The sequence below is a fragment of the Mariniflexile gromovii genome (genome assembly GCF_017814435.1).
Lineage (GTDB): Bacteria > Bacteroidota > Bacteroidia > Flavobacteriales > Flavobacteriaceae > Mariniflexile > Mariniflexile gromovii.
This window is the reverse complement of record NZ_JAGJCB010000004.1, coordinates 95,322-109,919: the sequence shown is the minus strand read 5'-3', so window position 1 is coordinate 109,919 and position 14,598 is coordinate 95,322. Positions and strand designations below refer to the sequence as shown.

The following is a 14,598-nucleotide window of genomic DNA, read 5'->3' as shown; positions in this document are numbered from 1 at the left end:
CATGCCGTTCAATCCCTAATGCACCTTATCAGCCAAAGTCATTTTATCACAGCAAGAGTAAGCACTGTTTACTGCGACTGCGACTAAAAACTATCTATAACTCCTCGGGCCTAAAAAGTTAGCCGTAGCTGTTTCAATAAGTTTATCACCTTTATAAATGCCAATTTTTATTTTGTTTCTGTCACCGGTTAAAGCTGCATTGTTAATTTCAATAAACAAAGTCCCTTTCGATATTCCTTGGCTAGGTACCACAAAACTATCACTAGTAGCAACCAATTTTAAGGTTCCTTTGTGCGACATTAACTTAAAGCTAACATCCTCAATATCTTCAGTTGTTTTGTTTACCAGCTTAAAAGTGTAAACGTTACTTATAATGTTGTTTTCTTTATGTTCATACAGTTGCCCAGGTAGTCTTAATATGGTCGCTTCTACATCATTCCTTAAAAAAAGCATGCCTGTAAGTAACCCCGTTAAAATGACTAAAACAGCTATATAACCTTTCATTCTAGCAGTAAGTTTAAAAGGTGTTTTGTTTTCAATATTTTCTTCGCTTGCGTATCTAATTAAACCTTTTGGTAAATTAATGCTTTCCATGATGTGGTCGCATTCATCTATACAAGCGGTACAATTTACACATTCCAGTTGTGTACCGTTTCTAATATCAATACCTGTTGGGCAAACGTTTACACATTGAAAACAATCAATACAATCACCATATCCCAAAACTTTTCTGTCTTCGTCTTTTCTAAACTTCTTTCTGCCATTTTTGGCTTCACCACGTTTATGGTCGTAAGCCACCACAATCGATTTAGTATCCAATAAAGCACCTTGTAAGCGCCCATAAGGACACGCAATGATGCAAACTTGTTCTCTAAACCAAGCAAAAACAAAATAAAAAACAGCCGTAAAAATCAACAATGAAATAAAGTTGCTTATATGATTTAATGGACCATCAATAACAAATTGTAACAGTTTATCGCTCCCTATTAAATAGGCTAAAAACACATTGGCGATAAGAAATGATATAAGTAAAAAGACTATTAATTTTAAGCCTTTTTTTCTAATTTTTTCAGCATTCCAAGGTTGTTTTGCTAAACGCATTTGTTTGCCTCTGTCGCCTTCAATCCAATATTCTATGCGTCTAAAAACCATTTCCATAAAAATGGTTTGCGGACAAATCCACCCACAGAAAATACGTCCAAAAGCAACCGTAAATAGCGCAATAAAAATAACCCCAATAAGCATGGAGATTACAAACAGGTAAAAATCTTGTGGCCAAAACGGAAACCCAAAAATATTAAAACGGCGTTCCAGTACATTAAATAATAAAAACTGGTTTCCATTTATTTTAACAAATGGAGCCAAAATTAAAAACGCCAATAAAAAGTAGCTTACAAATTTTCTGTATGTATAGAGCTTGCCACTTGGTTTTTTAGGAAATACCCAAGCGCGTTTACCGTCTTTGGTAACCGTGCCAATGCTGTCTCTAAATATTTCGTTTCCTGGGGTTTCCATTTTGTTTTTGTTTAGACCTGTCAGTTTTTTAAAACCTTGTAGATCTTTATGTTATTTAGCTTCAGAAGCTGCTTCTTCAACCCAAACATCACCTTCAGGAGCTTTTGGATTTGCAGGTGTAGTGCCTTGTAAGCTTAACACGTAGCTTGCTACTTGTGCAATTTGTGCTGGTTTTAGTTGTGCTTTCCAAGCAATCATCCCTTTGCCGGAGCGTCCGCCTTCAGAAATTGTATGGAACACATTTTTTATGCCACCACCTAAAATCCAATGGTCGTCGGTTAAGTTTGGTCCAATACCACCGCCACCATCGGCCATATGGCAGGCTACACAGTTGGTTTCAAATGTGGCTTTACCAGCACTTAAATCGGATGCATCGGTTAGTAATGTTACCGTGTTGGCATCAACCAAATCTTTAGCTGTTTTTTTGTAAGTTTCAATAGCGGTTTTTGCCTCGGCTAATTCCGTGTCCAATTCATCATATTGATTTTGGCCTTGAAACACGTGGTATCTTAACAAATAAACCGCACCAAATACAATGGATATGTAAAACCCATATTTCCACCAAGGTGGTAGGTCGTTGTCTAATTCTTTTATACCATCATAGTTATGGTCTAAAATAATTTCACTTTCAACTTCCATAGGTTTTTGGCCTAAAAGTTTTTTATAGATGTTGCTTAACCAAGTAAATTTGATGCTACTTTCTTTTTCAGCTAAAAAACGTGCTTTTGCTTCTTCATCTAGTCTATGAAGCATCACATTTTCTAATGCGCCAATGATAGCTTCAATGGCAATTAATATAAGTAGCACTAATAATAAAAAGAGTAAAACTGCAGGATATTCTACAAATGCTGGTTTATTGCCTGAATCAATTACGTATTCTACAACTCCGAAAATGATGAAGAATATAAGGGGCACTCTTACCCAAGATGGAATTAAATTTCTCATTTGATACTTTTTTTATTGTTTTTTAATAGACAAATGCAACCTCCAATAACATTTAGAAATGAATTTTTTTTTTGATTAGTTAGTTTCATAATATTTCGTCGTTTTGGTTGTCTAATGGCAAATTGCTAACAGATTTTATATACTCTTTTTTTGCGGTATATACCCAATAAAAAAGACCAACAAAAAATGTGAAAAATATAAGCAAGGAAATGATGGGGAAAATTTCGATACCATCAATACTATCCATATAGCCTTTTACAAATTTTAACATAGTACTTTTATTTTGAGGTTTGTTTTTGTTCTTCTTTTACATGAATATCTGTTCCTAATCGTTGTAAATAGGCAATAACGGCTACTATTTCACGATTTTTCATTTCTATAAAAGGGTCACCATTTTCTGCTGCATATTTTTTGTCCGCTTCATAAGAAGTTACAAAATCTGGGTCAGCATACAGATTTTGCTCTATTTGTGTTCCTTGAGCCAACATGCTTTCTTGGGCGTTAGCAATTTCTTCATCTGAATATGGTACACCTAATGTTACCATGGCTTTCATTTTGGCTTCGGTATCCGATTTGTCCAATTCATCATTGATTAACCAAGGGTAACGCGGCATGATAGAACCTGATGAGGTACTTTGCGGATCGTACATATGGTTAAAATGCCAATTATCAGAATATTTACTGCCAACTCTATGTAAATCTGGTCCTGTGCGTTTACTTCCCCAAAGGAATGGATGGTCGTAAACATATTCACCGGCTTTTGAGTATTCACCATAGCGTTCCACTTCACTTCTAAAAGGACGGATCATTTGTGAATGACAGCCCACACAACCTTCACGAATATAAATATCTCGACCTTCCAATTCTAAAGGGGTGTATGGTTTTACACTTGCTATGGTTGGGATGTTCGATTTTACCATAATTGTTGGTACAATTTGGATAATACCACCAATTAAAATGGCAATAGTTGCCCCAATGGTTAATTGGATTGGTTTGCGTTCTAACCAAGAGTGCCATCCTTCACCAGCAGTACGTTTTTTAGAAACACGTTCTAGGGCAGGTGCTTCGGCCAATTCGTCTTCAACTTTACTTCCGTTTTTAATAGTAACGGCAATGTTGTAAACTAAAATAAGCATACCGGTTAAATAAAGGGTACCGCCAATAGCACGCATCCAGTACATAGGCATAATTTCGGTAACGGTTTCTAAAAAGTTACCGTAAGTTAGGGTGCCGTCAGGGTTGAATTGTTTCCACATACTTGCTTGGGTAAACCCAGCAACATATAATGGTAAGGCATACATAATGATGCCTAAAGTGCCAATCCAGAAATGAAGATTAGCCAACCCTATAGAATATAATTTGGTTTTGAATAATCTAGGTACTAAGTAATAAATAACGCCGAAGGCTAAAAAGCCATTCCAAGCCAATGCACCAACGTGTACGTGTGCAACAATCCAATCGGTAAAGTGGGCAATGGCATTTACATTTTTAAGTGAAAGCATGGGGCCTTCAAAAGTTGCCATACCATAACCTGTAATGGCTACGACCATAAATTTTAAAACAGGATCTGTACGTACTTTATCCCAGGCACCACGAAGTGTTAACAATCCGTTTATCATACCTCCCCAAGAAGGCATTAATAGCATCACAGAAAAAGCAACACCTAAATTTTGAGCCCATTCTGGTAATGCAGTATATAATAAGTGATGGGGACCTGCCCAAATATATATGAATATTAACGACCAAAAGTGAACAATAGAAAGTCTGTAGGAATATACAGGTCTGTTAGCCGCTTTGGGTACAAAATAATACATCAACCCTAAAAAAGGCGTGGTTAAAAAGAATGCTACCGCATTGTGGCCATACCACCATTGTACTAAGGCATCTTGCACGCCAGCATAAACCGAATAACTTTTAAAACTACTTACGGGAAGTTCTAAACTATTAAAAATATGAAGTACAGCTACCGTTACAAAAGTGGCAATGTAAAACCAAATGGCAACATATAAATGGCGTTGTCTTCTTTTTAAAATAGTCCAAATCATGTTAATGCCAAAAACGACCCAAATTAATGCAATGGCGATATCAATGGGCCATTCCAATTCGGCATATTCTTTAGATGATGTGTACCCTAAAGGAAGCGTTATGGCCGCAGCAACAATAATTAATTGCCAGCCCCAAAAGTTGATGTTGCTTAAAAGGTCGCTTGCCATACGTGCTTTAAGTAACCGTTGAAGCGAGTAGTAAATACCTGCAAACATGGCATTTCCCACAAATGCAAAAATTACGGCATTGGTGTGTAAGGGCCTTAAACGCCCAAAACTTAACCATGAAATGCCATCTGTTAAGTTTGGAAATAAAAACATAAATGCCAATAGTAAGCCTACCGACATACCTACAACTCCAAAAGCTATTGTAGCATAGATGAATTTTGTAACGATTTTATTATCGTAATGAAATTGTTGCATCTCCATAATTGTAATTGTTAATCTTTTAATTGGTTAGTATCTATTTTTTTTGATTTTTCTTTAACGAGTTCATCTTCAAAAAGCATTCTTATGGATGGCGTATAACTATCATCATATTGCCCGTTTTTTACGGCCAAAATGAAGGCAATAAAAAAGACAATAGCGACCGTTACGCTTACAGCTAACAAAACATAAATAACACTCATACCTATTTGAAGTTATGGTTCAAAATTACTTTCATCGTATTTCTTAAAATATGACATTCGTCATGTTTCTCTTTTATTCTAATTTTCTCCCAACCATATTTGTAGCCAGGGTTGTAAAAACCACAATACTAATGGAACTTAAAGGCATTAAAATAGCAGCTACCACAGGCAATAGTTGCCCCGTGACAGCAAAATAAAGCCCAATGCAGTTGTACATAAATGAGAGTAAAAAACTCCATTTAATAATTTTGATGGCTGCTTTTGAAACTTTTATATAGTTGAACAATTGGTTGAATTTTGAAGCGTCCAGAATAGCATCACAAGCGGGTGAAAATACATTCACATTTTCTGAAATAGCGATGCCAACATTGCTTTGCGCCAAGGCACCAGCGTCGTTAAGTCCATCGCCAATCATCAATATATTGGCGCCTTCTGTTTGGTGGTACCGTATGTATTCCAATTTGTCCTCTGGCTTCTGATGAAATAGTAACTTGGTTTTTGTAGGGAGCAATTTGGTTAAATTGTCTTTTTCACCTTCATTGTCACCCGAAAGGATAACTAAGTCATAATCTTTTTTTAATTCATTAAATAATGAAGAAAGCCCTTTACGGTACGCATTGTAAAAAGTGAATTTACCTTTGTATTGTTTGTTGGTACTCACATGAACCGCTGTATTTAGTAATGTAGATTCTGTAGTGTAACCTACAAAAGGAGCAGACCCCACTTTTATATGGTTTTGGTTATAAGTAGCTTCAATACCCTTGCCTAAATGTTCTTCAAAAGCATCTAGGGTTACAATGTCTTGTTCGTTCAATAAATTGTATAATGAACGACTTAAAGGGTGGTTAGAACCACGCAATGTGCTTTTTAATAAAGCTTCCTCTTCTTTGGAAAGTTGAAGGCCTTCATAATCTATCGTGGTTTCTTTATTGGCGGTAATAGTTCCTGTTTTATCAAAAATGATGGTGTTTGCTTTTGCTAATTGTTCAATAACCGAAGCGTTTTTTAAATAGAATTTTTTCTTTCCTAAAATGTGTAATACATTGCCAAAAGTAAAAGGTGCAGCTAAAGCTAGGGCACAGGGGCAGGCTATGATAAGAACCGATGTAAAAACATTCATGGCTTTACTTGCATCTGTTATCAACCAAAATGTAGTTGCTAATATGGCAATGGCTAAAATGCTTATGGTGAAACGTTTGCTTATTTGATTGGTAATGTTTGTGAAAGCCAGAGATTTGTCTTTTTTAAACACATCATTGCTCCAAAGTTGGGTTAGGTAACTTTGCTCAACCGATTTTAAAACATCTACTTCAATCGTGCCATTTACTTGTTTTCCTCCAGCAAATAATTTATCGCCAGATTGTTTTGAAACAGTTTTGGATTCACCTGTAACAAAACTGTAATCAATGCGTGCATTTCCTTTTATTAAAATGCAATCAACAGGAATCAATTCTTCATTTCTAATTAAAAGTCGGTCGCCCTTTTCAATATCATAAACCTGTATGGATTCTTCTTTGTCTTCGGAAGTGATTTTGGTTATTCCAATAGGGAAATACGATTTGTAATCGCGTTCAAACGATAAAAAAGAGTAGGTTTTCTGCTGAAAAAATTTCCCAAGAAGTAAGAAGAAAATAAGTCCGGTGAGGCTGTCAAAAAAACCAGAACCCTTATCGGTAATAATTTCAAAAGTGCTTCTAATAAATAATACGGAGACCCCTAAAGCAATGGGTACATCAATATTTAAAATTTTAGAACGAAGCCCTTTAAATGCGGAAATAAAATAATCTTGAGACGAATAAAAAACCACGGGCACAGAAAATGCAAACATGAGCCACCTAAAAAGAGGTTTGAATTGTTCCAGCCAAAATTCGCCTACTTCAAAATATTCCGGAAACGATAAAAACATCACATTTCCAAATGCAAAACCTGCAATGCCTAATTTGTAAATAAGCGATCTGTCTATATGTTTTTTGCCAACGCTATAATCATCCAAACTTATAAATGGTTCGTAACCAATGCTACTTAAAAGGGTTACTAAATTTTTTAATGATAGTGTTTCGGCGTTAAAAGTTACCCGAACTGTTTTTTTGCCAAAATTTACAATGGATGCACTTATTGATGGGTTTAATTTGTTGAGGTTTTCTAAAATCCAAATACAAGAACTGCAATGGATATGCGGAATATAAAGCGTAATGATTTGCGTGTTTCCATCATTAAACTCTAAAAGTTGTTCTATTATTTTAGAGTTTTCCAAGAAGTTGTATTTGCCCTCTATGTCTTTTGGAGTGGCACCAGGGGCGGTTTGTAAATCGTAGTAGCAAGTTAAATCGTTTACTGAAAAAATTTCGTAAACAGTTTTACAGCCATTACAACAAAATAATTTATCGTCGAAGTTGATTTTAGATGTCGTTGCATCTAAACCACAATGAAAACATGTTTCTTTGCTCATTTATTATTTGCTCAATTATACCTGCTGCAAAGGTTTAAATTGATGCTCTTTTTAAATATGATATTAGTCATATTTTCTCTATTTTTACGGCACTTCAGATTTTGGTGTTATGGAAGTATGGTTTTTAAATGTTGTAATGCGCATAATTTTTTCCAACACCAACTAGGGTAATGTTTAATGCTATTTAATAGTTTAATAAAGCTTGTATTGTAATGCTTCAAAATGATAAAGAAACTTTTAATATACTATTTGAAGCCGTTTCAGAAGGTGTTATAGTAGTAAATGCGCAGCAAAAAATTATTGCTGCAAATGCTTCTGCAGAGCGCATGTTTGGTTACGATAAGGTTGAGTTAATTAATCAAGATCTAAATATTCTAATTCCCCAAAAATATAAACCCAATCACAGTGCTCATGTTAAGGGTTTTATGAAACAAAAGGAAAGTAGGCGCATGGGCCATGGGCGCGATTTGTATGGCGCGCGCAAAGATGGAAGCACATTTCCAGTGGAAGCTGGTTTGAATCCGTTGGAAATTAATGGTGAAACCTTTATAATGGCCTTGGTTATAGATATTTCTGTTCGAAACGAGCAAGAGTTTCAGTTACAGCAACTCAATTCCATATTAGAAAAGCGTGTAGAAGAAAGAACCAAGGAATTAAGTAATACGGTTGAAGCATTAAAAACAGTAAACCTAGAACGTGATACCGAGATTAAAAAACGTATTGAGGCTCAAAATAAAACAAAAAACGCCCTTAAAAAGGAAAAAGAACTCAATGAATTAAAAACAAAATTTTTGTCGTTGGTGAGTCATGAATTTAAAACGCCTTTAAGTGGTATTTTAACTTCGGCCATGTTATTAGGTAAATACAAATTAGCAGAACAGCAGGAAAAACGTGATAAACACGTTAAAACTATTACAGATAAAGTACATTACTTAAATAATATTTTAAACGATTTTTTATCTATTGAAAAATTAGAAACAGGTAAAATTAACTATAAGTTCAGCAATTTTAAGGTTAGTAAGGTGGTAAACGAAGTGGTTTATAATGCTAATATGCTTTTAAAAGAAGGGCAAATAATAAATTATCCAGAGAATATAGATGAATACTCCTTATACCAAGATGAGAAAATTGTAGAATTGGCATTGTCTAATTTGGTACATAACGCTATCAAGTATTCATCTGAAAACACCTTGGTAGATATTCAAATAAACCAAGACGAAAAACAAACTACTTTTAGAATAAAGGACAATGGTATTGGTGTTCCTAAGAAAGATCAAAAAATGATATTTAATCGCTACTTTAGGGCTGAAAATGCGCTACTTACACAAGGAACAGGTATTGGGCTGAATATTGTTAAAAGCCATTTGGAAAATTTAGGAGGTTTTATAACCTTTGAAAGTGAGGAAAATAAAGGAAGTATATTTACATTTACAATACCCAATAAAGCAAAAGCATGAAAAAAATATTATTGATAGAAGATGATGTTATTTTAAGGGAAAATACAGCAGAATTATTAGAACTATCAAATTACCATGTTACTACCGCGCCTCATGGAAAAGCGGGGTTAGAAATAGCTAAAACAAGCTTGCCAGATATAGTTGTTTGCGATATAATGATGCCCGAGCTAGATGGTTATGGCGTTTTAGAGGCCCTATCAAAAAATGATGAAACACAACACATTCCTTTTATATTTTTATCAGCAAAAACCGAACGTAAGGATGTTAGAAAAGGCATGGATTTAGGTGCCGATGATTATATTACAAAGCCATTTGAAGAAGAAGAATTAATAAGTGCCATTGAAAGCAGATTAGCAAAAGCGGCAATATTAAATGAAAGAAAAGAGGTTTTTGAAACTACAAGTGTAGATGAAACCGAAGAACTTAGAAACCTTAATGATCTAAAGAATTTTTTTGATGATAATGGCAATGAAATTTCTTTTAGTAAAGGCGATGTGGTTTATGAAGAAGGACAACATTCCAACAACATTTATTTAATAGCTAGCGGTTTAATAAAATGCCATAAGCTGGATGAACAAGGGAAGGATTTAACAACGGCACTTTATAAGGAAGACGATTTATTTGGTTATACCTCATTCACCCAAAACACACCTTATCAAGAAACAGCAACGGCCATACAAGATTCAAAATTAATTGCCCTTTCTAAAAATGAGTTAACAAATGTGCTTAATAGTAACCATAAGGTAACTTTGGAGCTCATACAATTATTAACTGAAGACCTTAGTATTGTAAAGGGACAATTGCTGGAAATGGCATACAGTTCTGTAAAGAAAAAAACAGCATCTACCATCTTAAAATTTGCTGAAAAAATGAATCGGAATCCTGAAGATGCCATTAAAATTTCTAGAAACGATTTAGCAAGTGTTGCAGGAATTGCATTAGAAAGCTTAATAAGAACACTCTCAAGTTTTAAAGATTTAGGGCTTATTGAGATTGAAGGCAGAAATATTAAAATTCTTGATATTGATAAACTTCAACAAATAAACTGATTTTAATAAAACAATGGCGAATTATGATTTTGGTCATATTTCGTTAGTAATCATGCTTATACTTTTGTTTTTTGAAGTAACAAAGCATGAAAAACATTTTAATACCCATAGATTTTTCTGAAAATGCGTGGAATGCCATAGCGTATGCATTGCACTTTTTTAGTAAATCGTCATGTAATTTTTATTTGCTACACGTTAATACGAGTGGAACCTTAGTAAGTAAAGAAAAAGCTTTTGTTCAATATTCGGGTAGTGCTTCAGAAACCTTATCAATACCAGTAAAAAAATTGCTGCAAGATACCGTAAAACGAATTCATGATACTTTTCCAAAAAAAAACAATCATAAATTCTTTACCATTTCAGATAGTAATTATATTATCGATTCCATAAGGGAACAGGTTGTATTGAACAATATCCATTTTATTGTGATGGGCACCAAAGGTACTTCTGGATTAAAGAAAATAGCCATAGGAAGCAATGCGGGAAATGTGATTACAAAAGTGAAATGCGCTACTTTGGTGGTTCCAGAAAACGCTAAATATATAGAGCCAAAAAAAATTGCGTTCCCCACCGATTTTTCAATTTTTTACCACCCAGAAACCCTACAGCCTATTCTGGATATTCTTGAAGTAAATGATGCGGCCATTAATGTATTGCATGTTAATAAAAAAAGGGTGGACCTTAATGAAGACCAGCAAAAAAACAAAGAATATTTATCCGATTATTTTACAAACTATAAGCATAGTTTTAATTTTTTAATTAATAATCATATCGAAAATGCTGTACAACAATTTGTTGATGAAAAAGATATTCATTTAATAACCATGCTTGCTAAAAACCTAAATTATTTTCAACGTATTTTATTTCATCCTACATTAAAGGATTTGAATTATTATAAAAATATTCCATTTCTAGTATTGCATTAATAAATATTGAATATGAGTAAGTGTGAACAATGTATTATTAAACAATTTAATTCGCTAAAGTCTTTAACGAAAGATGAGTTAATGCGTATTTCCAGTTGTAAAACTTCTATGAATATTAAAAAAGGCGATGTTATTTTTGACGAAGGCGAAACCATAAATGGTGTATACTGTATAAAGGAGGGTATTTGTAAGTTGTCCAAATTAAGCGCAAACGGAAAAGATCAAATTGTTAAAATTGTAGTTAAAGGCGATTTATTAGGCTACCGTTCTATGGTTTCAGATGAGGTTTCCAATTTACAAGCTGTAGCGTTAATAGATATGAAAGTATGCTTTATTCCTAAAAACGAAATAATTAACGATCTGCAAACCAATCCGAAATTTTCATTTGATGTTTTAAAAGAAATGGCTCATAATTTAAGAGAAGCCGATGATATTATTGTGAATATGGCTCAAAAATCCGTTCGACAACGTTTAGCAGAAACCTTAATTTACATTCATGATAGTTTTGGTGTAAACCCAGATAAAACGTTGAGTATATTGCTATCTCGTGAAGATTTTGCGAATATTGTTGGTACTGCTACCGAGTCTGCCATTCGAGTATTATCACAATTTAAAAAAGATGGATTAATTTCTATGGTTGGTAAAAAAATAAGAATTGAAAACTTAGAAGGCTTAAAACGTATTGAATAATTGTAATAGACAATTCGTGTTAAAGTATAGATAAATCTAATAACCATCCTGTCTCACTTGTATAAAAAAATAGTATTTTTATACGGCTATGACAAAATATCCCACATCCAGAAAAGGTTTTATTTTCAAGAAATACGAAGCACCAGAACAGTCTCCGTTCGACAAACTTTTCGACATATTTAAAGAGCTTATTACGCATACCTCTGGCGATTTTGATGAAGCCATTGATTGGTTACGGGAATTGGATAAGGAATATAAACTTACCACGCCAGAGTATACCATTGATGATTTTATTGAAGACCTTAAAAAGAAAGGCTATATACGAGAAGAAATTGACCCCGATGGTAATAGTGGTGGTATGGCCATTACTGCAAAAACCGAAAGAGCCATTCGGCAACAAGCTTTAGACCAAATTTTTGGAAATATAAAGCGCAGTGGTCAAGGCAATCATAAAAGTAAAAGTCCAGGTATAGGCGATGAGCATACGGGAGATTTTAGAAACTATCAATTTGGTGATGCCTTGGATAAAGTGTCTATGACCGAAAGTTTAAAAAATGCCCAAATAAACCATGGTATCGCAGATTTTACTTTGTCTGAAAGTGATTTGGTAGTTGAAGAAACCCTTCACAAATCGCAAATGAGTACGGTGCTTATGATTGATATTAGCCATAGTATGATTCTTTATGGTGAAGATAGAATAACACCGGCAAAAAAAGTAGCCATGGCTTTAGCCGAATTAATTACCACGCGCTACCCAAAAGATACATTGGATATTCTGGTTTTTGGTAATGATGCATGGCAAATTGAAATTAAAGATTTACCCTATTTAAAGGTAGGTCCCTATCACACTAATACGGTGGCAGGACTTCAATTGGCAATGGATTTACTTAGAAGAAAGCGAAACACCAACAAGCAAATTTTTATGATTACCGATGGAAAACCCAGTTGTTTGCGTTTGTCAAATGGCGAATATTATAAAAACAGTAATGGTTTGGATAGGCATATTGTGAACAAATGTTATATGATGGCGCAACAAGCAAGGCGTTTGCACATTCCCATTACCACATTTATGATAGCGCAAGACCCTTATTTAATGCAGTTTGTAAGAGAGTTTACTTATGCCAATCAAGGAAAAGCATTTTATACAGGGCTTAAAGGTTTAGGCGAAATGATTTTTGAAGATTATGAAACCAATAGGAAGAAGAGAATTAGGGGATAAAAGCCCCACCTAACCTCCCCAAAGGGGAGGAATAAAAAAAATCAATAATAAAATACCCTACAACAGTTCCCTCTCCTTTGGAGAGGGTTAGGGAGAGGCATATGAAAAACATAAAAACACTAAGAGAATTAAAAAAATCAGGTTATCAATCTAAATCCATAAAAGATGAATTACGAGATAATTTGATTCAAAAACTAAAAAACAAAGAAACCACTTTTGAGGGCGTGCATGGATATGAAAATACCGTAATCCCCGAATTGGAACGTGCCATTCTATCTAGGCATAATATAAACTTGTTGGGTTTACGTGGGCAAGCTAAAACACGTTTGGCCCGTTTGATGTTAAATTTATTGGATGAATACATTCCCTATGTTGAAGGTTCTGAAATTAATGACGATCCTTTTCAGCCCATATCAAGATATGCCAAAGAATTAATTAAAGATAAAGGTGATGATACACCTATTGCATGGATGCATAGAAGTGAACGTTTTGCTGAAAAACTAGCCACACCCGATGTAACGGTTGCCGATATTATTGGAGATGTAGATCCTATAAAAGCAGCCAATTTAAAACTGAGTTATGCCGATGATCGTGTTATTCACTATGGAATGATTCCACGAGCCAATCGATGCATCTTCGTCATTAATGAGTTGCCCGATTTACAAGCAAGAATTCAAGTGGCATTATTCAATATTTTGCAGGAAGGCGATATTCAAATTAGAGGATTTAAGTTGAGGTTGCCATTGGACATTCAGTTTTTATTTACCGCAAACCCTGAAGATTATACCAACCGAGGCAGTATTGTAACCCCATTAAAAGACCGGATTGGTTCTCAAATTTTAACACATTATCCTGCCGATATTGAAACGGCTCGTTTAATTACGGAACAGGAGGCTAAAGTTGTGGAAGCACAAAAAGACTTGGTTACCGTTCCGGATTTGGCACGCGATTTATTGGAGCAAATAGTGTTTGAAGCACGGGAAAGCGAATATATAGATGCTAAAAGTGGTGTTAGTGCCCGTTTAAGTATAACGGCATTAGAAAATTTATTAAGCACTGCAGAGCGTCGTGCTTTAAAATCGGGCGATGAAAAAACAACGGTTCGATTGAGTGATTTTGTTGGTGTCATCCCATCTATAACAGGAAAATTAGAGTTGGTTTATGAGGGAGAACAAGAAGGTGCTGCCATGGTTGCATACAACTTAATAGGTGAAGCTGTTAAAAGTTTATTTGAAGAGTTTTTTCCGAAAATTGAAAAATTAAAAAAGCAGGACGAGGAAACTCCTTATGATGATATTGTTTCATGGTTTTTTAATCAGCAAGATGGTTTTGAATTGTTGGACGATTTTCGTGATAAAGAATATAGAAGCCAATTGGATGCCATTTCACCTCTAGATGATTTATTGGCTAAATACCAACCAAAATTATCAAAAGAAGATAGTTATTTCATCAAAGAATTTGTGCTTTGGGCATTAGTGGAATTTAAGCAGTTAAGCAAACATCGTTTTACAGAAGGCATTCAATTTAAAGACCCTTATGGTAATTTTATAAGCGGTATTTAAGCGTTTTTTGTAAGTTTTCATATTGTAAATTTAAGTTTATATAATTTCGAAATTGTTAATGTGAGCTAGATATATTCCTTTTATATCAAAAATATTTTTACAGTCCATTTCT

Annotated in this window: 12 protein-coding genes; 6 read left to right on the top strand and 6 right to left on the bottom strand. The window is 34.4% G+C overall.

The features are described 5' to 3' along the window. Positions 1 to 90: 90 nt before the first annotated feature. From ccoG to J8H85_RS05880, 6 genes are all read right to left on the bottom strand, one after another. Positions 91 to 1,515 carry a cytochrome c oxidase accessory protein CcoG gene (ccoG, locus tag J8H85_RS05905; RefSeq protein ID WP_209653586.1) on the bottom strand — a complete coding sequence of 475 codons (1,425 nt, stop codon included), beginning with the start codon at positions 1,513 to 1,515 and terminating at the stop codon, positions 91 to 93. Between the two features lie 51 nt (positions 1,516 to 1,566). Next, entirely contained in the window at positions 1,567 to 2,460 is an 894-nt protein-coding gene (locus J8H85_RS05900; protein WP_209653584.1) for a cbb3-type cytochrome c oxidase N-terminal domain-containing protein, read from the bottom strand. 85 nt (positions 2,461 to 2,545) lie between these two features. Then, the gene (locus J8H85_RS05895) at positions 2,546 to 2,731 is read right to left on the bottom strand and encodes a CcoQ/FixQ family Cbb3-type cytochrome c oxidase assembly chaperone (protein WP_209653582.1); all 186 of its coding nucleotides are present in this window, start codon (positions 2,729 to 2,731) and stop codon (positions 2,546 to 2,548) included. A gap of 7 nt (positions 2,732 to 2,738) precedes the next feature. After that, positions 2,739 to 4,934: a cytochrome-c oxidase, cbb3-type subunit I gene (gene ccoN, locus J8H85_RS05890; protein WP_209653580.1), complete on the bottom strand. Its 2,196-nt coding sequence runs from the start codon at positions 4,932 to 4,934 to the stop codon at positions 2,739 to 2,741. Positions 4,935 to 4,945: 11 nt separating this feature from the next. After that, entirely contained in the window at positions 4,946 to 5,134 is a 189-nt protein-coding gene (gene ccoS, locus J8H85_RS05885; RefSeq protein WP_209653578.1) for a cbb3-type cytochrome oxidase assembly protein CcoS, read from the bottom strand. Between the two features lie 73 nt (positions 5,135 to 5,207). Next, positions 5,208 to 7,583, bottom strand: a complete 2,376-nt coding sequence (locus J8H85_RS05880) for a heavy metal translocating P-type ATPase (RefSeq protein ID WP_209653576.1) — start codon at positions 7,581 to 7,583, stop codon at positions 5,208 to 5,210. A gap of 212 nt (positions 7,584 to 7,795) precedes the next feature. Here J8H85_RS05880 and J8H85_RS05875 point away from each other — a divergent pair, with 212 nt between their 5' ends. The 6 genes from J8H85_RS05875 to J8H85_RS05850 all read left to right on the top strand — a co-directional run bounded on the left by J8H85_RS05875 (position 7,796) and on the right by J8H85_RS05850 (position 14,486). Continuing rightward, complete coding sequence (locus J8H85_RS05875; protein ID WP_209653575.1) at positions 7,796 to 9,040, top strand: PAS domain-containing sensor histidine kinase; 1,245 nt, start codon at positions 7,796 to 7,798, stop codon at positions 9,038 to 9,040. Next, positions 9,037 to 10,089 (top strand): response regulator, encoded by a 1,053-nt coding sequence (locus tag J8H85_RS05870; RefSeq protein ID WP_209653573.1) that lies wholly within the window; start codon positions 9,037 to 9,039, stop codon positions 10,087 to 10,089. The genes J8H85_RS05875 and J8H85_RS05870 overlap by 4 nt, the downstream gene beginning before the upstream one ends. An 86-nt stretch (positions 10,090 to 10,175) precedes the next feature. Then, a complete protein-coding gene (locus tag J8H85_RS05865) occupies positions 10,176 to 11,015 on the top strand; it encodes a universal stress protein (RefSeq protein WP_209653571.1) in 840 nt (279 codons plus the stop codon). Positions 11,016 to 11,027: 12 nt separating this feature from the next. Then, entirely contained in the window at positions 11,028 to 11,705 is a 678-nt protein-coding gene (locus J8H85_RS05860) for a Crp/Fnr family transcriptional regulator (protein WP_209653569.1), read from the top strand. Positions 11,706 to 11,793: 88 nt separating this feature from the next. Beyond that, positions 11,794 to 12,924 (top strand): vWA domain-containing protein, encoded by a 1,131-nt coding sequence (locus tag J8H85_RS05855; protein ID WP_209653567.1) that lies wholly within the window; start codon positions 11,794 to 11,796, stop codon positions 12,922 to 12,924. A 101-nt stretch (positions 12,925 to 13,025) separates the two neighbouring features. Continuing rightward, positions 13,026 to 14,486, top strand: coding sequence for a magnesium chelatase (locus tag J8H85_RS05850; protein WP_209653565.1), 1,461 nt, complete (start codon positions 13,026 to 13,028; stop codon positions 14,484 to 14,486). Positions 14,487 to 14,598 lie beyond the last annotated feature (112 nt).